Raw genomic sequence first — 21,290 nt, forward strand, 5'->3', positions numbered from 1 at the left:
TCAGCCCGTTTTGCGCTCGTCCGCGCGCTCGTCCGCCCGCGCGTCGCGCCGCACGGCCTGCGGCGGCACGCCGAAGCCGCGCACGAACGCGTCGCGCAGATGCCGCCGGTCGCGAAAGCCGTTCTCTCTCGCGATCACGTCGAGCGAATGCCGGCTCTGCTCGATCATCAGCCGCGCGGCCTCGAGCCGCAGCCGCTCGATCGCCTTCGCCGGCGACTGCCCGGTTTCGAGCGTGAACACCCGGCTGAACTGGCGCGGACTCAGGTGGACGGCCTCGGCCAGCGCCTCGACGGTCAGCGCGCGGGAGAGATTTTGCCGCGCATAGTTCAGCGCGTTCTGAATCCGGTCCGATTTCGGCGCGAGGTCCAGCATTTCCGAATGCTGCGACTGCCCGCCCGAGCGGCGCTGGTGCATCACGAGCTTGTGCGCGACCGAACGTGCGATGTCCGCGCCGAGATCCTTCTCCACCATCGCGAGGGCGAGATCGAGGCCGGCCGTCATCCCGGCGGACGTCCAGATCGGACCATCGACGATGTAGATCCGGTCGTCCTCGACACGAATGTCGGGAAAGTGCTTCTGCATGTCGCGGCCGTACGCCCAGTGCGTCGTCGCGCGGCGCTGCGCGAGCAGGCCGGCCTCGGCGAGCACGAACGCGCCGGTGCAGATGCCGGCGATCCGCCGCGCGCGCGCATTGACGCGCCTGAGGAACGCGACGACGCCGGCCGGCGCCGGCGACGCGAGCGGATCGTTGACACCCGCGACGATCCACGTATCGACGTCGATCCGCCCACGCAGCGCGCGCGTCGCGACCGGCAACCCGAGCGACGAGCGCACGTCGCCGCCGTCGACGGAGTAGTTGTCCATCGCGTAGAACGGCTCGCCCGCCGCCATGTTCGCGTACTCGAACACCGATTGCGCGGCCAGCGCCATGATCTGGAAGCCGTCGCTGATCAGAAAGCCGATTCGGTGCATGCGCATCTCCCGTCACGGGGCATGATCGTCGCGACCCGCCCGATGTCCGAAATCATACCCATCTACGTCATTTGTGTCGCGGCGATTCGCGGCCAGAATGGCTTCACGCACTCACCTTTTCCTCGAACTGGAGCGACATCATGACTGAAGCACATCGCGGTACCGCCGTCATCACCGGCGCATCGTCCGGCATCGGCGCGATCTATGCGGACCGGCTCGCGCGCCGCGGCTACGACCTGATCCTCGTCGCACGCAACCGCGACCGGCTGGCCACGCTCGCCGAACGCATCACCAACGACACGCAGCGCAGCGTCGAGATCCTCGGCGCGGACCTCAACGACCGCGCGGCGCTCGCCGCCGTCGAGGCGAAGCTGAAGCAGGACGCCAGCATCACGCTGCTCGTCAACAACGCGGGCATCGGCACGCACGCGCCGCTGCTCGACAGCGACGTCGACGCGATGACGCGGATGATCGAGCTGAACGTGACCGCGCTCACGCGCCTGACCTATGCGGCCGTGCCCGGCTTCGTCGCGCGCGGGCGCGGCGCCGTGATCAACATTTCGTCGATCGTGGCGCTGTCGCCGGAAACGCTCAATGGTGTATATGGCGGCAGCAAGGCGTTCGTGCTCGCGTTCAGCCAGTCGCTGCACCACGAACTCGCGGAGCACGGCGTGCAGGTGCAGGCCGTGCTGCCCGGCGCGACGGCCACCGACTTCTGGCAGACCGGCGGCCTGCCGCTCGAGCACCTGCCGAAGGAGATCGTGATGTCGGCCACCGACCTGGTCGACGCGGCGCTGGTCGGCTTCGATCGCGGCGAACTCGTGACGATTCCGTCGCTGCATGCGGCCGAAGAATGGGAAGCGTACGACACCGCGCGCCGCACGATGGCGCCGCACCTGTCGACGGATTCGCCCGCGCCGCGCTACGCGGCTGCCCGCTGACCGGCGTCGACCGGCGGCACATCCGGGATCGGCCGCGCGCTGGCGGATCGCACTGGACGCGCCGGATCGCCGGCTGATCAGCGCGACGCACACGCGCCCGGCCGCGCGGCGTCAGAATGAAGACGGGCTGACATCGATCGTCTCCTCGATGGAGGCGAATACGGGCCGACAGGACACGCAACGCCGATCGCCGCCGCCCGCGCGCGGCGACCGGCCGGGGCTCAGGCCCGCCGAGCGGGCTCGTCCTTCACGCCGAGCATCAGCGCGGCGCCGCTCAACGCCAGCAGCGCGGCCAGCAGGTAGACGGCAAGATCCATGCTGCCGGTGCGCGTGCGGATCAGCCCGATCACCCACGGGCTGACGATGCCGCTCGTGATCCCGATGCTGCTGATCAGCGCGATACCGGCCGCGGCCGCGTTGCCCGACAGATAGCGGGTCGGCACGGCCCAGAAGATCGGCAGCGCGGCGAAGATCAGCGTCGCCGCGATCGACAGGCACGCGAGCATCGCCGCGAAGCTGTGCAGGTGCAGCGTCAGCGCCGCAAGCGCGAGGCCGCCGCCGATCGTGCAGCACGCGAAGTGCCTGCGGCGCTCGCCGGTGCGGTCCGAGCGGCGCGCGATGAGGATCAGCCCGAGCGCGCCCACCGCGTTCGGCACCACCGTGTAGAGGCTCACGGCCACGACGTCGGTCACGCCGAAATCGCGGATCATCAGCGGCATCCAGAAATTGAGCGTCAGCGACGCGCAGGTCAGCGAGAAGTAGATGAACGCGAACAGGTAGACGCGCGGATTGGCGAGCGCGGCCGCGAGGCTGCGGGTATCGTGCGCGCCATGCGCGGCGCCGTGCGCACGGCCGTCGCCGCACAGCGCGGCCACGCGCGCCTTTTCGTCGGACGTGAGCCACGCGGCGTCGTGCGGCCGGTCGACCAGATACGTGAACGCGAAGCACGCGAGCACGATCGCCGGCGCGCCTTCGATCGCGAACATCCATTGCCAGCCGTGCAGCCCGAGCACGCCGCTCATGTCGCGCATGATCCAGCCCGACATCAGCCCGCCGAGCACGCCGGCCACCGCGACGCCCGCGAAGAACACCGAAATCGCCGCCGCGCGGCGGTTCGCGGGGAACCAGTAGGTCAGGTACAGCACGATGCCGGGAAAGAAGCCGGCCTCGAACACGCCGAGCAGAAAGCGCAGCACGTAGAAATGCGACGGCTGCGACACGAACATCATCGCGGTCGACGCGACGCCCCACAGCAGCATGATCCGCGTGAACGTGCGGCGCGCGCCGAAGCGCGCGAGCAGCATGTTGCTCGGCACCTCGCAGAATACGTAGCCCACGTAGAACACCGCGGCGCCGAGGCCGTACATCGCATCGCTGAAACCGAGGTCGTGCTTCATCTGCAACTGCGCGAAGCCGATGTTGATGCGATCGAGGAACGACACGACGTAGCAGAGGAACAGAAACGGCACGATCCGCCAGGCAATCTTGCGGAACAGCACGGCGTCGCCGGCGTCGGACGCCGGCGTGGATGCATGGGCGGAAGCAGACGCCGCGACACTCGCGTGCGCGATCGTCGCTTCGGCGGGAAGCGATTGGGGCATGTCTCTCTCCAAACGGGCCGCGCGATTCGAGCGCGCAGCAGTCTCCGAGGGCGTACGTGCGCCCTGCTTTCTTGCAAGACCGGAAGGCGGCGTCCCGAACCGCGGCTCGATGCCGCCGTCGTTCAGGCGCCGTCAGGAAAGCGGCGGAACGCGCGCGGGGACGCCGCGCCGCCGCGGGCCGTTCAATCCTGCAGCGCGGCCCACATTTCCTTGTCGCGCTGCGCGGTCCAGATGCGCGGATGCGTGATGCCGCTCGCTTCGTCGAACGCGCGCGACACGTCGAACGGCAGACAGTGCTCGTAGATGAACACGTGGCCGAACTTCGGATCCATCGCTTCGCGCGTGAGCGCCATCGCCGCCTTCAGGTCGAGCTTGCGCTCGACGGCCTTGCGGCCCTGCGCGAGCAGCGTCGTCACGAAATCCTTCGTGTAGTCGAGGCCCTTGTCGACTTCGGCCGGATTCAGCAGCGCGGGGCCGCGGCCGGGCACGAGCTTCTCCGCACCGAGCGCGCGCAGCGCCTCGAGCGTGGCCGGCCATTGTTCGAGCTGCGCGTCGCCGCAATAGCAGGCCGCGTCGTATTCCACCAGGTCGCCGGAGAACAGCACCTTCTGCGACGGCAGCCAGACGATCGTGTCGCCCTTCGTGTGGCCCGAGCCGACGTGCATGATCTTCACTTCGAGCTTGCCGAGGAACAGCGTGATCTCGCGCTCGAACACGAGCGTCGGCCAGGTCAGGCCCGGCACCGTCTCGACGCCCGCGAACAGGCGCGGAAAGCGCTCGATCTCCGACTTCATGTCGGCCTCGCCGCGCTCGACGATCATCTCGTACGTGCCGCGGCTCGCGATCACGTGCTGCGCGCCTTCGTCGAAATACGCGGATGCGCCGAGCACGCGCACCGCGTGGTAATGCGACAGCACGACGTGCTTGATCGGCTTGTCGGTCACGCTGCGGATCTTCGCGATCAGGTCCTGCGCCATCGCGGGCGTCGCGGTCGTGTCGACGATCAGCACGCTGTCGTCGCCGATGATCACGCCCGAGTTCGGGTCGCCTTCGGCGGTGTACGCGTACGCGTTCTCGGACAGCTGCGTCCAGGTGACTTTCTTTTCTTCCAGGTCGGCTTGGGAGGCGAATGCTTTGGCCATGTTGCGTTCCGTGGCTGCGAGCCATGTGTTGAGGGGAGTGAGCGGATCATCTGCCCGCGACGAATATTTGTCAATGACAAATCGACTTGCTATTGTCTAATACGGGTAAACCTGCGGGCTGGCGCGTCAAATGGCGTCGGATACCATGCGGGGTTTCGTCAACGGAAGAATCATCGCGTGCAGAACCACGAAGTCAGCGCGGACGACGTACCGCCCAAGGCGCAGCGCGGGATCCAGAGCGTCGAGGTCGGCGGCCGGCTGCTCGACGCGCTCGCGCGCCGGCGCAAGCCGCTCGGGCTGTCCGAGCTGGCGGCCGCGGCCGATCTGTCGACCGCGCAGGCACACACCTATCTCGTCAGCCTGACGCGGCTCGCGCTCGTGAAGCGCGATGCGCTCACCGGCAACTACGAGCCGGGGCCGCTGTCGCTGCGGCTCGGGTTGATGTCGATCGAACGCCAGCCCGCCTATCGCGCGGCGCTGCCGCACGCGGCGCGGCTCGCGGAAGCCGTCGGCCTGAGCGTCGCGCTGTCGGTGCCGGGCGTGCTCGGACCCACGATCGTGCGCATCGAGCACGGCGGCTATCCGCTGCACGTGAACCTGCACGTCGGATCGGTAATGTCGCTCGACACGACGGCGACCGGCCGCGTGTTCCGCGCGTTCGGCGACCCCGCGCAACTCGACGCGATGGCGGCCAGTCAGGCCGGCGCCGGCAGCACGCTCGCCGGCGCGGAAGGCGACCAGCCCACGTCCGACGCCGGCGCGTGGCAGGCCGAACTCGACGCGATCCGCGCACGCGGGATCGAGCGCGGCGTGGATCGGCCGAGCCCCGGCGTCAGCGCGATGTGCGTGCCGGTGCTCGACGCCGACGGATGCCTGCAACTGGCGTTGACGGTGATCGGTTCGAGCGGATCGATCGATGTCGGCTGGGACGGCCCGATCGCGACGGCGCTGCGCGATGCGGCACGGCAAGCGACCGCATCGCTCGGCGCGGGACGCGATGCGCCGCCGGTCGCAGCTGGCACGCAACCGGCCACGCAGCGCATGCCGCCCGCGCTCGCCGACGATACGAAAGCGCAACGCGGCATCAACGCGCTCGACAGCACGGGCGAGCTGCTGCTGGCACTCGTGTCGGCGGGCCGCGCGCTGCCGCTGCGCGACCTTGCGGCGGCGGCCGGCATGCCGCCCGCGAAGGCATTTCCGCATCTGGTGAGCCTGCAGAAGATCGGCCTGCTGAGCCGCGACGACGCCGGCTGCTTCGGCGGCGGGCCGCTCGCCCAGGCGCTCGGGCTGATCGCGATGCAGCGCGTGTCGCCGACGCGCGATGCCGAAGCCGAGATCGTCGCGCTGGCGGGCGCGACCGACATGAGCGTGGCTGCCGCGACGCTCGGTCCGCTCGGGCCGACGGTGATCCGCCTGGAGGAATCCGCGCGGCCGCAGCACGTGAGCCTGCAGGTCGGCACGGTGATGTCGCTCGTGAATACCGCGATCGGGCGGATCTTCGCGGCCGGCATGTCCGACGACGTGCTGGCCGGCCTGCTCGCCGATGAGCCGGTGCGCCTCGCCGGCCGCGCGACCCAGGTCGACGACGCATTCCGCGCGCGGCTCGCGACGATCCGTGCGGACGGGCTCGATTTCGCGTTCGATGCGCCGGTGCCTGGCATCGGGACGATCGCCGCGCCGGTGTTCGATCACACCGGCAGCATCCGGCTCGTGATCGCGATCATCGGTTCGTCGCGCGGCTTCCCGCGCGGGCCGGACAGCGCGCTCGCGCATGCGCTGCGCGCCGCGACGCGCCGCCTGTCGTGGCGCTTCGGATGGATCGACGGGTAATACCGCGCCGCGCTGCCGCGCCTGCTCTGCGCGTCCAACTTCTGCCTTCTGCCGTCAATGCGAGGCCGTGCTCGCCACGGCCTCGTCGCGCCTGTTCGGCGCACGCACGGCGTCCCCGTTCATGTTGCGTAGCAGCAACAGAAATTGTCAGCAATTCTCATATAACGAAATCGCATTTCACAAGACGGTGACGTTCCTCTATGATTAGGGTTATCCCTAACTCGCCACCTCCATGGGGCTTCGTCATGCAAACGTCTAATGTCTCCGATCGTTCCGCCCAATCCACCGGCTGGCTCGCACGTGTTGGCGAGCTGCTTGCGGAAGCATGGGCACTGCACCTCGAGAACTGCGAAATCATCGCTGAAGCGCACGCACGTCTGCCGCGCTGAGCGCCGCGTGAAGCCGCCGGCTGGCGGCACGCCCTTCATCCGCCCCTGCCGGGACGCGCGCCGCAAGGCCGCAGCGCCCGGCATCGGCGTGGCGGATGAACGTCGCCACAGGCGACGGAAGATTCATCCGTTTTCCTGCGCCGCAGGCACTGCATGCCTGTCTCCCGCTCCGGGCCGCGCCCACTGGCCGCGACAGCCTGATAACCGCTTTTGCGCGGTGCGACCGCGAATCTCGTCGTCACGACGATCCGCGGCACGTCTCTCCCTTCTTCACACCTGAATCGACGGCACGTCTTTCATGCACCGCAGCGCGAACATCGAGCGGCTGTGGCGGATGCTCGAAATCCTGTACAGCTTCTCGCGCAGGAAGCGCTCGTAGCCGGCCGTGCCGTCCACCGCGACCTTGATCCAATAGTCGTATTCGCCCGACACGAGGTAGGCCTCGAGCACTTCGGGCAGCGCCGCGAGCTCGGCGCCGAAACGCGCGAGCGCGTCGTCCTCGTGGCGATCGAGCGTGACTTCGAGGATCACGATGTCCGCGTAGCCGAGCATGCGCTGGTTGACCAGCGCAACGTAGCCGTCGATGTAGCCGTCGAGCTCGAGCTGTCGCGTGCGGTTCCAGCACGCAGTGGTCGACATGCCGATCTGTTCGGCGAGTTCGGCGTTCGACAGACGCGCATTTTTTTGCAGTGCACCGAGGATCTTGCGGTCCTGGTTGTCGAGGGTTTTCGGTGTGCGTTCGCGGGTGGCCATGGAGGAAGGAATCTTCTACTGAAAATCGGCATTCTATCTGAACGACATTCCGGTTTCGGGCGCGTTTTGCTGGAAAACAGGAAGCCTTTTAACCGGCGCGCTTGATACATTTTCTCCATGCCTGTCGTCCGGCACGCTCCCCGCGACAACCCTCTCGCAGCGGGACGCCCGGCCGCAATCACGAGTTGCGGCGCCGGACACGCAGGCATGCAATGTCCCGCCTCCCGCGCGCCTACCCGGCTGCACGGGCCGGCGCCTGTTCTCCGTTTCCGTACCTCCCGTCATGTCGTTCAGGCTTTATCTGTCGTTCCTCGCTGCGTCCGCCGTCCTCATCTACGCCCCCGGCCCCGTCAACCTCCTCACGATGAATCAGGCATTGCGCACCGGCTGGCGCCGCGCGCTGCCGTGCGTATGGGGCGGCACGCTCGCCGTGCTGCTGCAACTCGCGCTCACCGCGCTGTGCCTGAATTCGCTGGTCCATCTCGACGAGCATGCGCTGACCGTGCTGCGCTGGGCCGGCGCCGCCTATCTCGTGTGGCTCGGGTGCAAGCAATGGCTCGGCCGCGCGCCCGTCGCCGCGCCCGCCGCTTCTGCTCTACCCGGCAGCGCCGCACCCGACGACAGCGACAGCGGACGCGCGCTGTTCTGGCGCGGCGTCGCCACCTCCGGCCTGAATCCGAAGACGCTGCTGTTCTTTCCGTCGTTCTTTCCGCAGTTCATCGTTCCGAGCGCCGACTGGAGCCTGAACGCGCAATTCCTGCTGCTCGCGACGTCCTTCGCGCTGCTGTTCGCGGGCGGCGTCGCGTCGATGGCGCTCTTCTCGCACCGGCTGAGCCGTGCACTGCAACGTCCGGCGCGAATGCGCGCGATGAACCGCGTCACGGGCGGCCTGCTGGTCGGGATGGGCGCGATCATGGTCGGCTGGAACTGAGCGCGAGCAGTCGCGCGCACGGGTTTGCGGGCCGCCCGCGCCCCCTCGAAAAAGCAGCCGATCGCCGAATGCTTTAGGGTAGCGGCGGGTTCGTCGGACATGCCCGGCTCACCGGGCAATTGCATGAAGCACGTCACTACCCGCCTGCGGCGCCTGTTCGCGCCGATCGGCCTGCACTGGTATCTCGCTCTCCTCCTCGCACTCGATGCATTGATGGTGCTGCGTCCCGTCGTCGCGCACGCGAAGCTCGGCATGCATCACGCGTGGCTCACCGATGCGCTGAACCTCGTCGATAACGCCGGCCTCGTCGTGCTGCCGCAGGTGGTCGTCGCGACCGGCCTCGCGACGATGGCCATCGGCATCGTGCTGCGTGCCCGCGTCGCGTGGGTGCTGTCGATCCTGCTGCTGGTCGCCGCCGCCGCGATCAGCATCCTGGGCGGCTACCGCAGCAACGCCGTGTTCGTGTACACGGCCGTCCTCGCCGTCACGCTGATCTACTACTGGCGCCATTTCGACCGCGCGAGCGTTGCCGCGAGCAGCCTGTTCGCGCTGCTCAGCATCGTGTCGCTGCTGATCTACGCGACCTTCGGCGTGCTGTATCTCGGCGACGAATTCACGCCGCCGGTCCACGACCTCGCCACGGCCGTCTACTTCTCGATCGTGTCGATGTCGACGGTCGGCTACGGCGACATCGTTCCGCACGCGCCCACCGCGCGCCTGTTCACCGCGTCGGTGATCGTGCTCGGCATCACGGTGTTCGCGACGTCGATCAGCGCGGTCGTCGGGCCCGTGATCGGCGGCAACCTGAAACGGATCGTCAAGGGAGGCATTTCGAACGTGATCCGCAAGCATCATTTCCTGATCGTCGGCGCGACGCCGGTCGCGCATGCCGTGCACGACGGGCTGCGCAAGCGCGGCTACGCCGTGACCGTGATCGTACCGGCCGGCGTCGAGCACAACTATCCGGGCGCGACCGACCTGATCGTCGGCGACGCCACCGACCACGCGGTGCTGGAAAGCGCCGGCGCGGCCACGGCCCGCGCGGTGCTCGCGCTGCGCTCCGACGATGCCGAGAATGCGTTCATCATCCTCGCGATCCGCGAGATCGCGTCAACGGTGCGAACCGTCGCGCTCGTGAATCAGCAACGCAACCTCGAGCGGCTGCGGCTGCTGAAGCCGGACATGGTGTTCTCGCCGCAGCAGCTCGCGGGCGAACTGCTCGCCAGCACGCTCAACGACGAGCCCGTCGACAAGTCGGTGATCTCGCATCTGCTGTTCGGCACCGACGCCCCCGCGTGACCCGTGCCGGCCGGCGTGCGGCCGGTACAATCGCGCGATGTCCGAATTGCTTGCTTACGGCGGCCTGTTCGCCGTGTCGATGGTCGCCGCGACGCTGCTGCCGCTCCAGTCCGAAGCCGTGCTCGCCGGCCTGCTGCTCGCGGGACGCGAGCCCGTGTGGGTGCTGGTGCTGGTCGCGAGCGTCGGCAACGTGGCGGGCTCGATAATCAACTGGGCGCTCGGCCGCGGCATCGAGCACTTCCGCGAGCGCCGCTGGTTCCCCGTCAAGCCGGCCGCGCTCGCGCGCGCCGAACGCTGGTATGCACGCTACGGCCGCTGGTCGCTGCTGTTGAGCTGGGCACCGGTGATCGGCGATCCGCTGACGATGATCGCCGGCGTGCTGCGCGAGCCGCTGCCGACCTTCGTCGCGATCGTGACGATCGCGAAGGTCGGGCGGTATCTGGCCGTCGCGTGGCTCGTGTTGCACTGACACTGCCCCTGCGCGGGCAAATTTGCGCGCCGGGGCTTTTCCCCTAAAGAATTCGCCGAAGCTGCCGTATTCCTTACAGTATGCGGTGGCGCGTGCGTTCCGCCTCTCTCCCTCCCCACTCAGGATTGCCATGAGATTGACCCAATTGGGCCGGGCGAGCGTCGGCGCGCGCCTGGCCGCGCTGGCGTGTGTGCTGGTCGCGCTGCTGTTTACCGTCTTCGCGTGGGCGCTTGCCCATTTCGCCGGCCGGCAACTCGCCGACGAAGCGCATGCGCGCATCGCCGACAAGGAACAGTCGATCCGCGCGATGGTCGAGATGTTCGACAAGGCGCTGTCCGCCGAAGCCACCCGCTCGATGGCGCTGTTCGCGAGTTTCCTGCCCGCCGATTTCGCGCTCGATCCTGCCCGCACCGTCGACATCGGCGGTGTCGCCGCGCCGACACTGTCGGCGGGCGGCCAGGCGCTCGACCTCGATTACGCGATTCCCGACCAGTTCCTGAAGAAAAGCGGCGCAATCGCGACGATCTTCGCGCGCGACGGCGACGATTTCGTGCGCATCACCACGTCGCTGAAGAAGCAGGACGGCACGCGCGCGGTCGGCACGCGCCTCGATCGTGCGGGGCCCGCCTATGCGCCGCTCGTGGCCGGACGCAGCTATACGGGCCTCGCGAAACTGTTCGGCCGGCCGTACATCACGCAGTACAAGCCGGTCACCGACGCGACGGGCCGCGTGATCGGCGCGCTGTTCGTCGGCCTGGACGTCGGAGCCGAGCTGCAAGTCGTGCAGGACGGCATCCGCGCGCTGAAGATCGGCGAAAACGGCTATTACTTCGTGCTCGATGCGTCGTCGGGCACATCGCGCGGCACCTTCGTCGTCCATCCCGACGCGTCGGGCCAGCGCGCGGACGACGCGCGCGCGCCGTACACGCAGATGCTCGCCGCCGGCGAGGGCAGGCTCGCGTACACGTCGGCCGATCCGGCCGCACACGACACCGGGCCGACCGCGAAGTTCGTATCGTTCACGACGATTCCGCAATGGCAGTGGCTGGTCGGCGGCATCGCGCTCGACGACGAACTGCTCGCGGGCATGCGTACCGTCCGCAACCGTTTCCTGATGATCGCGGCCGCGCTCGTCGCGGCGTTCGCGGCGTTGTTCATCGTCGTCGTGCGACGCGTGGTGAGCCGGCCGCTCGATGCGGCGGCGCGTGCATCGGAACGCTTCGCGGCCGGCGATCTCAGCGTGCGCATCCGCGACGGCGCCGCCGCGCGCGATGCGACGGGCAACGATGAAATCGGCCGGCTCGTGCAGGCGGTCGACGGAATCGGCGACGGCCTCGCGCGGATCGTCGCGCAGGTGCGCAGCAGCGCGTCCGACATCGCGCGCGGCACGGTCGGCATCGCGGCCGGCAGCGGCGACATCGCCGCGCGGATCGCGACGCAGGCGAGCAGCGTCGAACAGACGGCAGCGAGCATGGAGCAGATCACGGCCGCCGTGCAGCAGAACGCCGAACACGCGGCGCAGGCCAACGCGCTGGTCGCCGACGCGTCGGCCGCCGCGACCGACGGCGACACGGCCGTGCAACGCGTGGTCGCGACGATGGACGACATCGGCCGCGCGACGCGCCGGATCGCCGAAATCACCGGCACGATCGAAGGCATCGCGTTCCAGACCAATATCCTGGCGCTGAACGCAGCCGTCGAGGCCGCGCGCGCGGGCGAGCACGGCAAGGGCTTCGCGGTGGTCGCGGCCGAAGTGCGCGCGCTCGCGCAACGCAGCGCGGCGGCGGTCAAGGAAATCGACGCACTGAGCGCCGAATCGTCGACGACCGTCGAACAGGGCTACCGGATCGCGGATGCCGCGCGCGGCACGATGCGCGACATCGTCCAGCGCGTCGACCAGGTCAGCACGCTGATCGGCGAGATCAGCGCCGCGTCGCGCGAGCAGTCGACCGGCATCGAACAGGTGAACCAGGCCATCACGCAGATCGGCGAGGCGACGCAGCAGAACGCGACGCTGATCTCGGATGCCGAACGCGCGGCCGTCGCGTTGCGCGATCAGGCCGCGCAATTGTCGGAAGCGGTCAGCGTGTTCCGGCTGGCCCGCGACGCGTGACGCATGACGCCTGACGAACGACCGGGCAACCGCCCGGTCGCGTCGCTTACTTCTTGTCTCCCGCCAGGTCGATCGCCTTGTCCGAGCCGACCGCATTGCGCAACTGGAATTTCTGGATCTTGCCGGTCGACGTCTTCGGCAGCTCGCCGAAGCGCACGACCTTCGGCACCTTGAAACCCGCGAGCAACTGCCGGCAGTGCGCGACGATCTCCTCCTCGGTCGCGCTCATTCCGTTGCGCAACTCGACGAACGCACACGGCACCTCGCCCCATTTCGGGTCGGGCATCGCGACCACCGCGGCAACCTCGACGGCCGGATGCCGGTACAGCGCATCCTCGACCTCGATGCTCGAGATGTTCTCGCCGCCGGAAATGATGATGTCCTTGCGTCGATCCTTGATGCGGATATAGCCGTCCGGCGTCAGCACGCCGAGATCGCCCGTGTGGAACCAGCCGCCGTGGAATGCCTCGTCCGTCGCGTGCGGGTTCTTCAGGTAGCCCTTCATGCAGATGTTGCCGCGGAACATGATCTCGCCGAGCGTCTCGCCGTCGGCCGGCACCGGTGCCATCGTGTCCGGGTCGAGCACCGTCGCGCCCGCTTCGAGGTGATAGCGCACGCCCTGGCGCGCATTGAGCCGCGCGCGCTCGTCGTCGGGCAGCGCGTCCCAGTGCGCCTGCTTCGCGCAGACGGTCGCCGGGCCGTAGACCTCGGTCAATCCGTACACGTGCAGCAGGTCGAAGCCGATCTCCTTCATCTTCGCGATCACGGCCGGCGCGGGCGCGGCACCGGCAACCATCGCGTGCACCGTGTGATCGATGCCCGCGCGGAGCTCGGCCGGCGCATTCGCGATCGCGCTCTGCACGATCGGCGCGCCGCAGTAATGGGTGACGCGTTCGCGGCGGATCAGGTCGAACACCGTCTTCGCGTCGAACTTGCGCAGGCACACGTTCACGCCCGCGCGCGCCGCGACGGCCCACGGGAAGCACCAGCCGTTGCAGTGGAACATCGGCAGCGTCCACAGATACACCGCATGCTTCGGCATGTCCCATTCGAGGATGTTGCTGATCGCCGCGAGATACGCGCCGCGATGGTGATAGACGACGCCCTTCGGGTCGCCGGTCGTGCCGGACGTGTAGTTCAGCGCGATCGCCTCCCACTCGTCGGCGGGCAGCGTCCATGCGTAGTCCGGGTCGCCGCCCGCGACGAACGCCTCGTAGTCGATCGCGCCGGCAAAGCGCGCGGGGTCGGCCGGCATCGCGTCGGCGACGCTGACGATCTTCAGGCCCGGCACTTCGAGCGCCGCGCGATGCGCGAGCTCCGCATATTCGGTATCGACGATCAGCACCTTCGCTTCGCCGTGACGCAGCATGAACAGCACCGACGCAATGTCGAGCCGCGTGTTGATCGTGTTGAGCACGGCGCCGGCCATCGGCACGCCGAAGTGCGCCTCGACCATCGCCGGGATGTTCGGCAGCAGCGCCGCGACCGTCTCGCCGCGGCCGACGCCGGCTCGCGCGAGCGCGCTGGCGAGCTGCTTCGCGCGCGTGTAGGTCTCACCCCACGTGCGCCGCACGTCGCCGTGCACGATCGCGAGACGCGCGCCGTAGACTTCGGCCGCGCGGACCAGAAAGTCGATCGGCGTGAGCGGCACGTAGTTGGCGTCGCGGCGGCCGAGTCCGGCCTCGAACATCTGCGTCATGATCCTGTCTCCCGTTTTCTGTCGACCGGCGCGCGCGTCGGTCTCGTATCCGGCCGGCGTGCATGCACCTCGACCGGTTTTGATGTGGTTCAATTGCCGATAGCCTAACGGGCGCTATTGTGAGCCGTCTGTCATCGAAACGACAGAGTGCCCGATGAACGCTGCGCGTTATCCCTATCCTCGCAAACCCGCATCCATGCACGACCACTCCGTTGCGCCGCCCGACGCGGCCGCCATGCCGGACCACACGCCGCCCGCCCCGCCGCTCGAGCCGGGCCCGTTGCCCGCGCTGTCCGTGCTGTTCGGCCAGTGCGCGTGGTTCCGCGCGCTGGCGCCGGAACACCAGGCGCTCGTGCTCGCGCAGTCCCGCGCCGAAACGCACGAAGCCGGCGACGTGATCGCGCGGCGGCTCGCGCCGTCCGAATACTGGATCGGCGTGCATCGCGGCTTGCTGAAGCTGGCGATCTTCAACGCGTCGGGGCGCGGCTGCACGTTTTCCGGCGTGCCGTCGGGCGGCTGGTTCGGCGAAGGCAGCGTGATCAAGCGCGAGTTGCGCAAGTACGAGGTCGTCGCCGTCCAGCGCTCGATCGTGCTGTTCGTCCCGGTCGACACGTTCCATGCGCTGCTCGACACGAGCCTGCCGTTCACGCGCTTCGTGATCCATCAATTGAACAACCGGATGGGCGAGTTCATCGCGTCGATCCAGAACAGCCGGCTGCTGGATGTCGACGCGCGCGTCGCGCAGGCGCTCGCGCAGTTGTTCAACCCCGCGCTGTACCCGGACACCTGCCCGTCGCTCGCGATTTCGCAGGAGGAACTGGGGATGCTCGTCGGCGTGTCGCGGCAGCGGATCAACCAGGCGTTGCAGCAGCTCGAGAAGCTCGGCGTGCTGCGGCTCGCGTACAACCAGATCGAGGTCGTCGATCTCGCGGCGCTCGCGCGGGTCGGGATCGAGCAGATCTGAACGGCGTACGATGAGCGGAACCCGTCGCCGATACGGCATGCGCCGCGCGGTGCTTCAACGGTTTCCGGGTGCCGGCGCCCGCGCCTTTCATCCGACGAAACGCCCTTTCGCTGCCGCACCCCAAACTGACAATTCCGCCAGTTTCGCGTCAGTGACCCGTTCCGCCGCGACGCCTATCATTCGGGTTCCCTTTACCGCCGCCTGAGCACCGCCCGTCCCGCTGCCTCCATGTGGATCGTCAATCTCGCGCTCAGGCGCCCCTACACGTTCATCGTGATGGCCATCATGATCGTGCTGGCCACCCCGCTTGCGCTGATGCGCACGCCAGTCGACGTCCTGCCGGCGGTCAACATTCCCGTCATCAGCGTGATCTGGAATTACACCGGCTTCTCCGCGAAGGAGATGACCAACCGGATCACGGCCGTCCATGAGCGGATCCTGACGACGACCGTCAACAACATCCAGCACATCGAGTCGACGTCGCTGCCCGGCATCGCGGTCGTGAAGGTGTTCCTGCAGCCCGGCGCGAACGTGCAGACCGCGATCGCGCAGACGGTTTCGTCCGCGCAGGCGATCGTGCGGCAGATGCCGCAGGGCGCGACGCCGCCGCTCGTGATCACCTATTCCGCGTCGAGCATCCCGGTGATCCAGCTCGGACTGTCCAGCAAGACGCTCAGCGAACAGTCGCTCGCCGACATCGCGCTGAACTTCCTGCGCCCGCAACTGATCACGATCCCGGGCGCGCAGATCCCGTTCCCGTATGGCGGCCGCACGCGCGTGGTCGCGATCGACCTCGATCCGCAGGCGCTGCTCGCGAAAGGCCTCACGCCCGCCGACATCGTGAACGCGGTCAACGCGCAGAATCTCGTGCTGCCGACCGGCACCGCGAAGATGGGCCAGACCGAATACCGGATCGACACGAACGCGTCGGCCGACACGGTCGCCGACATCAGCGGGCTGCCGGTCCAGACGGTCAATGGCGCGACGACCTACCTGCGCGAAGTCGCGTCGGTGCGCGACGGCTTCGCGCCGCAGACCAACGTGGTGCGCCAGAACGGCCAACGCGGCGTGCTGATGTCGATCCTGAAGACCGGCGACGCGTCGACGCTGAAGGTCGTGTCGGACCTGAAAGCGCTGCTGCCGAAGGTGATCCCGACGCTGCCCGAAGGCCTCACGATCACGCCGCTGTTCGACCAGTCGGTGTTCGTCAACGCCGCCGTGCAGGGTGTGATCCACGAGGCGCTGATCGCGGCCGTGCTGACGGCGATGATGATCCTGCTGTTCCTCGGCAACTGGCGCAGCACGCTGATCATCGCGATCTCGATTCCGTTGTCGATCTTCACGTCGCTGATCGCGCTCGCCGCGCTCGGCGAGACCATCAACATCATGACGCTCGGCGGCCTCGCGCTCGCGGTGGGGATCCTGGTCGACGACGCGACCGTCACGATCGAGAACATCGAGCGGCACCTGCATCTCGGTACCAATCTGCACGATGCGATTCTCGAAGGCGCGGGCGAGATCGCGGTGCCCGCGTTCGTGTCGACGCTGTGCATCTGCATCGTGTTCGTGCCGATGTTCTTCCTGACGGGCGTCGCGCGGTTCCTGTTCGTGCCGCTCGCCGAAGCCGTCGTGTTCGCGATGCTCGCGTCCTACGTGCTGTCGCGCACGCTCGTGCCGACGCTCGCGATGCTGCTGTTCCGCCCGCAGCAAGCGAGCACCGGCCCCGACCCGTCGACGTCGCGTTTCGCGCGCCTGCATCACGCGTTCAACGCCGCATTCGAGCGGCTGCGCGCGTGGTACATCGTGCTGCTCAGCATCCTGCTGGTGCGCCGCCGCTTCTACGCGACGTGCTTCCTCGGCTTCTGCGTGCTGTCGACCGGGCTCGTGTTCGTGCTCGGCCGCGACTTCTTCCCGAATGCCGACTCCGGCAACATCCGGCTGCACATGCGCGCGCCGACCGGCTACCGGATCGAGGAGACCGCCCGCCTCGCCGACCAGGTCGAGCGCGTGATCCGCGAAGCCGTTCCGCCCGACGAGCTCGGCGCGATCGTCGACAACCTCGGGCTGCCGGTGAGCGGCATCAACCTGTCGTACAGCAACAGCGGCACGATCGGCACGCTCGACGGCGAACTGATGATCGCGCTGAAGCCGGGCCACCGCTCGACCCAGCACTACGTGCAGACGCTGCGCACGCTGCTGCCGCAGCGCTTCCCCGGCGTCGAGTTCTTCTTCCAGCCGTCGGACATCATCACGCAGATCCTCAACTTCGGCCAGCCCGCCGCGATCGACGTGCAGGTGCTCGGCAACGATCTCGCGAGTAACATGGCTATCGCGAGCAGCCTGATGAAGAAGATCAGGCAAATCCCCGGCACCGTCGACGTGCACGTACTGCAGCGCAACGACGAACCGACCCTGGTGGCCGACATGGACCGTACGCGCATGCAGCAGCTCAGCCTTTCCGCGCAGAACGTCGCGCAGAACATGCTGATCTCGCTGTCCGGCAGTTCCCAGACGACCCCGTCGTTCTGGATCAATCCGCGCACCGGTGTCCAGTACCCGCTGCAGATCCAGACCCCGCAATACAACATCGCGTCGATCGACGACCTGCTCGGCACGCCGATTTCCGCGAGCGGGCGCACGGGCATGCCGCTGCAGCTGCTCGGCAACCTCGTGCGGATCCGTCCGGTCTCGAACCCGGCCGTGATCACGCATTACAACATCCGCCCGGCGATCGACCTGTACGTGAGCGTCGAGGGCCGCGACCTCGGCTCGGTCGCGGGCGCGATCGACCGGGTCGTGTCCGACGCGCGCGCGACGCTGCCGCGCGGCACCGACCTCACGGTGCGCGGCCAGGTCGAGACGATGCGCACGTCGTACATCGGTCTCGGCGCGGGCGTCGCGATGGCGATCGTGCTCGTCTACCTGCTGATCGTCGTGAACTTCCAGTCGTGGCTCGATCCGCTGATCATCATCAGCGCGATGCCGGCCGCGCTCGCCGGCATCGCGTGGATGCTGTTCATCACCGGCACGCACCTGAGCGTGCCCGCGCTGACGGGCGCGATCATGACGGTCGGCGTCGCGACCGCGAACAGCATCCTGGTCGTCTCGTTCGCGCGCCAACGCCTCGCCGCGGGTGCGCCGCCGCTCACCGCCGCGCTGGAGGCCGGCGCGACGCGCATCCGCCCGGTGCTGATGACGGCGCTCGCGATGATCATCGGGATGGTGCCGATGGCGCTCGGTCTCGGCGAAGGCGCCGAGCAGAACGCGCCGCTCGGCCGCGCGGTGATCGGCGGCCTGCTGTTCGCCACCGTTTCGACACTGCTGTTCGTGCCGCTGGTATTCGGCGGCGTGCATTCGCGGCTGGCCCGCCGGCGCGCGCGCCAGGCCGGACACTGACTTTCGCCCCCCAGGTCAATTCATGGAAGAGAAACATCACAGCGCCGTCGGCATCCAGGTGGACGAACACGGCATGCACCTGCCGACGCGCACGTCGGTGTCGCGGCGCGGGCGGCTCGTGCTGATCGTGATCGGCGTGCTGCTGGCCGCGGGCGCCGCGCGCACGATCGTCGTCGACGTGCTGAACCACCAGCGCCTCGATGCGGTCGCCGAACAGAACACGCGCCAGTACGTGAATGTCGTGCATCCGGTCGATGCGGAAACCGGCGGCAAGCTGACGCTGCCCGGCACGCTGCGCGGCTTCGTCGAGGCGCCGATCTATGCGCGCGCAAGCGGCTACGTGCTGCGCTGGCAGGCCGACATCGGCGCGCGCGTGAAGCAGGGGCAACTGCTCGCCGAGCTCGACACGCCCGAGCTGAACCAGGAGCTCGCGCAGGCCACCGCGCAGCGCCAGCAGGCGCAGGCGGCGCTCGCGCTCGCGAAGACGTCGTTCGACCGCGCGCAGCAACTGCGCCAGCGCGATGCGGTATCGCAGCAGGAACTCGACGACCGGCAAGGTGCGTTCAACCAGGGCAGCGCGAATCTCGCGGCGGCCGATGCGAACATGCGCCGGCTTACCGAACTGAAGGGCTTCCAGCGGATCGTCGCGCCGATCGACGGGATCGTCACGCAGCGCAACGTCGACGTCGGCGACCTCGTCAGTTCCGGCAACGGGGGCCGCGCGCTGTTCACGGTCGTGCAGGCCGACCGGCTGCGGCTATACGTGCAGGTGCCGCAAGCGTACGCGCAGCAGGTGAAAGTCGGCCAGCACGTGAGCGTCGCACAGGCCGAACTGCCCGGCCAGACCTTCGACGGCACGATCACGCGCACGTCGCAGGCGATCGACGTCGCGACGCGCTCGCTGCAGATCGAGATCACGCTGCCGAACCCGGACGGACGACTGCTGCCCGGCGCGTACGTGCAGGCGACGCTGCCGATGACGCCGGTCGGGCGCTTGCAGATTCCGGCCAATACGCTGTTGTTCCGCGCCGAAGGGCCGACCGTCGCGGCGGTCGATGCGAACGGCCACGTGCATCTGAAGGCCGTGACGATCGCGCGCACGATCGGACAAACGCTCGAGGTCGACGGCCCGCTCACGCCGAACGACCGCCTCGTCGCGAACCCGAGCGACGCGCTCGCGAACGGCGACACGGTCATCGTGCAGGCGCCGCCCGTCGCGAAGCCCGCGCCCTCCGCCAACGGAGCGAAGTCGTGAGCGCGCTGCGCGCCCGCCTGCGCCCTTCCGCAGTCCCGGCGGTGCTGGCCATCGTCGCGGTCGCGGCCCTTGCCGGCTGCACGGTCGGCCCCGACTACCGGCGCCCCGCCGTCGACACGCCGGCCGCGTGGCGGCTCGACCCGGCCGACGCATACTGGCACCCGGCCGCGCCCGCCCGCGCGCCGCTCGATCCGGCCTGGTGGACTGCCTTCGGCGACGCGCAGCTCGACGCGCTCGAAGCCGACGCCTTGCGCAACAACCAGAACCTGAAGGCCGTCGCCGCGCGCTACGACCAGGCAAAGGCGACGCTCGCATCGGTCTCGTCCGCGCAGTATCCGGCCGTCGGCCTGAACGTGAGCGGCCAGCGCTTCAAGATCTCCGGAGAGCGGCCGCAGACCAACTATGCGACGCGAAGCATGTCGACCGTGCAGAACGAAATACAGGTCGGCGCAAGCGTGAGCTACGAGCTCGACCTGTTCGGCCGCGTGCGGCGCAACGTCGAATCCGCGCAGGCGAGCTCCGAACAGGCGCGCGACGATTTCGCGAACGCGCGCCTCGTGCTGAGCGCCGATCTCGCGTCGAGCTACTTCGCGCTGCGCGAGCTCGACAGCGAGATCGACGTCGTCAAGCGTTCGATCGATCTGCAGCAGAAAGCGCTCGATTACGTGAGCGCGCGCCATGATCTCGGCGCGGTGTCCGGCCTCGACCTGCTGCAGCAACGCGCGCAGCTCGACGCGACGCGCACGCAGTCACAATTGCTGATCCAGCAGCGCGCGCAAGTCGAAACCGCGATCGCGACGCTGGTCGGCACGCCGGCTCCCGAATTCACGCTGCCGCCGCGCGTGGTGCCGATCACCGCGCCCGCGTTGCCGACCGGCATGCCGAGCGACCTGCTGCAGCGCCGGCCCGACGTCGCGTCGGCCGAGCGCGCGATGGCCGCCGCGAATGCGCAGATCGGCGTCGCGCGTGCCGCGTACTTCCCGCGCATCGCGCTGTCGCCCGACATCGGCTGGGACGCGACGCGCTTCTCCGGGCTCTTTACCGTGCCGGCGCTGCTGTGGTCGGTCGGCGCGTCCGTCAGCCAGCCGCTGTTCGAAGGTGGCAAGCTGAAGGCCGGCGTCGATTTCGCGCAGGCCGGCTACGTCGCCGCGCAGGCCAGTTACCGGCAGACCGTGCTCACCGCGTTCCAGGAGGTGCAGAATGCGGTGACGGGCCTGGCGGTGCTGGCCGAAGCCGCGCAGCAGGCAGCGGCGGCCGTCGACGACGCGCGCAAGCTCGTGTCGCTCGCGCAGGACCGCTACGCGGGCGGCCTCACGCCGTTCATCGACGTGCTCACCGCGCAGCAGCAGTTGCTGACGAGCGAACGCCAGGCCGTGCAGATCCAGGGCCAGCGCGCGGCGCTCGTCGTGTATCTCGCGAAGGCGCTCGGCGGCGGCTGGGACGGCGGTGCGACGAGCGGCGCCGCGCCAACCGGCGTCGCCACGGCAAACCTCGGGCCCGCCGCGAGCGTCGGCCCCTAACCGGTTACAAGGACAC

General features: G+C 68.6%; 16 protein-coding genes. 11 read left to right on the top strand and 5 right to left on the bottom strand.

Annotated elements, in window-relative coordinates:
* A complete protein-coding gene (locus tag HW466_RS02965; RefSeq protein WP_060257612.1) occupies window positions 1–972 on the bottom strand; it encodes a GlxA family transcriptional regulator in 972 nt (323 codons plus the stop codon).
* A gap of 140 nt (window positions 973–1,112) precedes the next feature.
* Between HW466_RS02965 and HW466_RS02970 the strand changes: the two genes are divergently transcribed.
* Window positions 1,113–1,913 (top strand): SDR family NAD(P)-dependent oxidoreductase, encoded by an 801-nt coding sequence (locus HW466_RS02970; RefSeq protein WP_059450231.1) that lies wholly within the window; start codon window positions 1,113–1,115, stop codon window positions 1,911–1,913.
* Window positions 1,914–2,134: 221 nt separating this feature from the next.
* Here the strand turns inward: HW466_RS02970 and HW466_RS02975 are convergent, their stop codons facing one another.
* Together HW466_RS02975 and HW466_RS02980 are read right to left on the bottom strand one after the other, a co-directional pair.
* The gene (locus HW466_RS02975) at window positions 2,135–3,514 is read right to left on the bottom strand and encodes an MFS transporter (RefSeq protein ID WP_151006551.1); all 1,380 of its coding nucleotides are present in this window, start codon (window positions 3,512–3,514) and stop codon (window positions 2,135–2,137) included.
* A 182-nt stretch (window positions 3,515–3,696) separates the two neighbouring features.
* Window positions 3,697–4,656: an MBL fold metallo-hydrolase gene (locus HW466_RS02980; protein ID WP_059450229.1), complete on the bottom strand. Its 960-nt coding sequence runs from the start codon at window positions 4,654–4,656 to the stop codon at window positions 3,697–3,699.
* Between the two features lie 177 nt (window positions 4,657–4,833).
* Here HW466_RS02980 and HW466_RS02985 point away from each other — a divergent pair, with 177 nt between their 5' ends.
* Both HW466_RS02985 and HW466_RS02990 read left to right on the top strand, forming a co-directional pair.
* Window positions 4,834–6,486, top strand: a complete 1,653-nt coding sequence (locus HW466_RS02985) for an IclR family transcriptional regulator (protein WP_174905394.1) — start codon at window positions 4,834–4,836, stop codon at window positions 6,484–6,486.
* 245 nt (window positions 6,487–6,731) lie between these two features.
* A complete protein-coding gene (locus tag HW466_RS02990; RefSeq protein WP_230940481.1) occupies window positions 6,732–6,875 on the top strand; it encodes a hypothetical protein in 144 nt (47 codons plus the stop codon).
* A gap of 270 nt (window positions 6,876–7,145) precedes the next feature.
* On the opposite strand, the gene HW466_RS02995 is transcribed toward HW466_RS02990, so the two are convergent.
* Entirely contained in the window at window positions 7,146–7,628 is a 483-nt protein-coding gene (locus HW466_RS02995) for an Lrp/AsnC family transcriptional regulator (protein WP_006755380.1), read from the bottom strand.
* A gap of 283 nt (window positions 7,629–7,911) precedes the next feature.
* Here HW466_RS02995 and HW466_RS03000 point away from each other — a divergent pair, with 283 nt between their 5' ends.
* The 4 genes from HW466_RS03000 to HW466_RS03015 all read left to right on the top strand — a co-directional run bounded on the left by HW466_RS03000 (window position 7,912) and on the right by HW466_RS03015 (window position 12,440).
* Entirely contained in the window at window positions 7,912–8,559 is a 648-nt protein-coding gene (locus tag HW466_RS03000; protein WP_059450227.1) for a LysE family translocator, read from the top strand.
* Window positions 8,560–8,682: 123 nt separating this feature from the next.
* Window positions 8,683–9,858 (top strand): voltage-gated potassium channel protein, encoded by a 1,176-nt coding sequence (gene kch / locus HW466_RS03005; protein ID WP_151006101.1) that lies wholly within the window; start codon window positions 8,683–8,685, stop codon window positions 9,856–9,858.
* A gap of 37 nt (window positions 9,859–9,895) precedes the next feature.
* On the top strand, window positions 9,896–10,327 hold the full coding sequence (locus HW466_RS03010) for a YqaA family protein (protein WP_151006100.1): 432 nt from the start codon (window positions 9,896–9,898) through the stop codon (window positions 10,325–10,327).
* A gap of 130 nt (window positions 10,328–10,457) precedes the next feature.
* Window positions 10,458–12,440, top strand: coding sequence for a methyl-accepting chemotaxis protein (locus tag HW466_RS03015; RefSeq protein ID WP_060346497.1), 1,983 nt, complete (start codon window positions 10,458–10,460; stop codon window positions 12,438–12,440).
* 46 nt (window positions 12,441–12,486) lie between these two features.
* On the opposite strand, the gene HW466_RS03020 is transcribed toward HW466_RS03015, so the two are convergent.
* The gene (locus HW466_RS03020; protein WP_059507357.1) at window positions 12,487–14,139 is read right to left on the bottom strand and encodes an acyl-CoA synthetase; all 1,653 of its coding nucleotides are present in this window, start codon (window positions 14,137–14,139) and stop codon (window positions 12,487–12,489) included.
* A 196-nt stretch (window positions 14,140–14,335) separates the two neighbouring features.
* On the opposite strand from HW466_RS03020, the gene HW466_RS03025 reads away from it, so the two are divergent.
* The 4 genes from HW466_RS03025 to HW466_RS03040 all read left to right on the top strand — a co-directional run bounded on the left by HW466_RS03025 (window position 14,336) and on the right by HW466_RS03040 (window position 21,274).
* A complete protein-coding gene (locus HW466_RS03025; protein WP_174905395.1) occupies window positions 14,336–15,103 on the top strand; it encodes a Crp/Fnr family transcriptional regulator in 768 nt (255 codons plus the stop codon).
* Window positions 15,104–15,331: 228 nt separating this feature from the next.
* Window positions 15,332–18,499 (top strand): efflux RND transporter permease subunit, encoded by a 3,168-nt coding sequence (locus HW466_RS03030; RefSeq protein ID WP_059450221.1) that lies wholly within the window; start codon window positions 15,332–15,334, stop codon window positions 18,497–18,499.
* A 22-nt stretch (window positions 18,500–18,521) separates the two neighbouring features.
* Window positions 18,522–19,754 (top strand): efflux RND transporter periplasmic adaptor subunit, encoded by a 1,233-nt coding sequence (locus HW466_RS03035; RefSeq protein WP_151006137.1) that lies wholly within the window; start codon window positions 18,522–18,524, stop codon window positions 19,752–19,754.
* Between the two features lie 5 nt (window positions 19,755–19,759).
* Window positions 19,760–21,274: an efflux transporter outer membrane subunit gene (locus tag HW466_RS03040; protein ID WP_174905418.1), complete on the top strand. Its 1,515-nt coding sequence runs from the start codon at window positions 19,760–19,762 to the stop codon at window positions 21,272–21,274.
* Window positions 21,275–21,290: the final 16 nt, after the last annotated feature.

The organism is Burkholderia territorii (genome assembly GCF_902833055.1).
Lineage (GTDB): Bacteria > Pseudomonadota > Gammaproteobacteria > Burkholderiales > Burkholderiaceae > Burkholderia > Burkholderia territorii.

What these genes read in the sequence shown, in the direction of transcription:
- HW466_RS02980 (WP_059450229.1), bottom strand. Translation starts at nt 4,656, where the DNA reads ATGGCCAAAGCATTCGCCTCCCAAGCCGACCTGGAAGAAAAGAAAGTC.
- HW466_RS03035 (WP_151006137.1), top strand. Translation starts at nt 18,522, where the DNA reads ATGGAAGAGAAACATCACAGCGCCGTCGGCATCCAGGTGGACGAACAC.
- HW466_RS03015 (WP_060346497.1), top strand. Translation starts at nt 10,458, where the DNA reads ATGAGATTGACCCAATTGGGCCGGGCGAGCGTCGGCGCGCGCCTGGCC.
- HW466_RS02965 (WP_060257612.1), bottom strand. Translation starts at nt 972, where the DNA reads ATGCACCGAATCGGCTTTCTGATCAGCGACGGCTTCCAGATCATGGCG.
- HW466_RS02970 (WP_059450231.1), top strand. Translation starts at nt 1,113, where the DNA reads ATGACTGAAGCACATCGCGGTACCGCCGTCATCACCGGCGCATCGTCC.
- HW466_RS03000 (WP_059450227.1), top strand. Translation starts at nt 7,912, where the DNA reads ATGTCGTTCAGGCTTTATCTGTCGTTCCTCGCTGCGTCCGCCGTCCTC.
- HW466_RS03030 (WP_059450221.1), top strand. Translation starts at nt 15,332, where the DNA reads ATGTGGATCGTCAATCTCGCGCTCAGGCGCCCCTACACGTTCATCGTG.
- HW466_RS03020 (WP_059507357.1), bottom strand. Translation starts at nt 14,139, where the DNA reads ATGACGCAGATGTTCGAGGCCGGACTCGGCCGCCGCGACGCCAACTAC.
- HW466_RS03025 (WP_174905395.1), top strand. Translation starts at nt 14,336, where the DNA reads ATGCACGACCACTCCGTTGCGCCGCCCGACGCGGCCGCCATGCCGGAC.
- HW466_RS02995 (WP_006755380.1), bottom strand. Translation starts at nt 7,628, where the DNA reads ATGGCCACCCGCGAACGCACACCGAAAACCCTCGACAACCAGGACCGC.
- kch (WP_151006101.1), top strand. Translation starts at nt 8,683, where the DNA reads ATGAAGCACGTCACTACCCGCCTGCGGCGCCTGTTCGCGCCGATCGGC.
- HW466_RS02975 (WP_151006551.1), bottom strand. Translation starts at nt 3,514, where the DNA reads ATGCCCCAATCGCTTCCCGCCGAAGCGACGATCGCGCACGCGAGTGTC.
- HW466_RS03010 (WP_151006100.1), top strand. Translation starts at nt 9,896, where the DNA reads ATGTCCGAATTGCTTGCTTACGGCGGCCTGTTCGCCGTGTCGATGGTC.
- HW466_RS02990 (WP_230940481.1), top strand. Translation starts at nt 6,732, where the DNA reads ATGCAAACGTCTAATGTCTCCGATCGTTCCGCCCAATCCACCGGCTGG.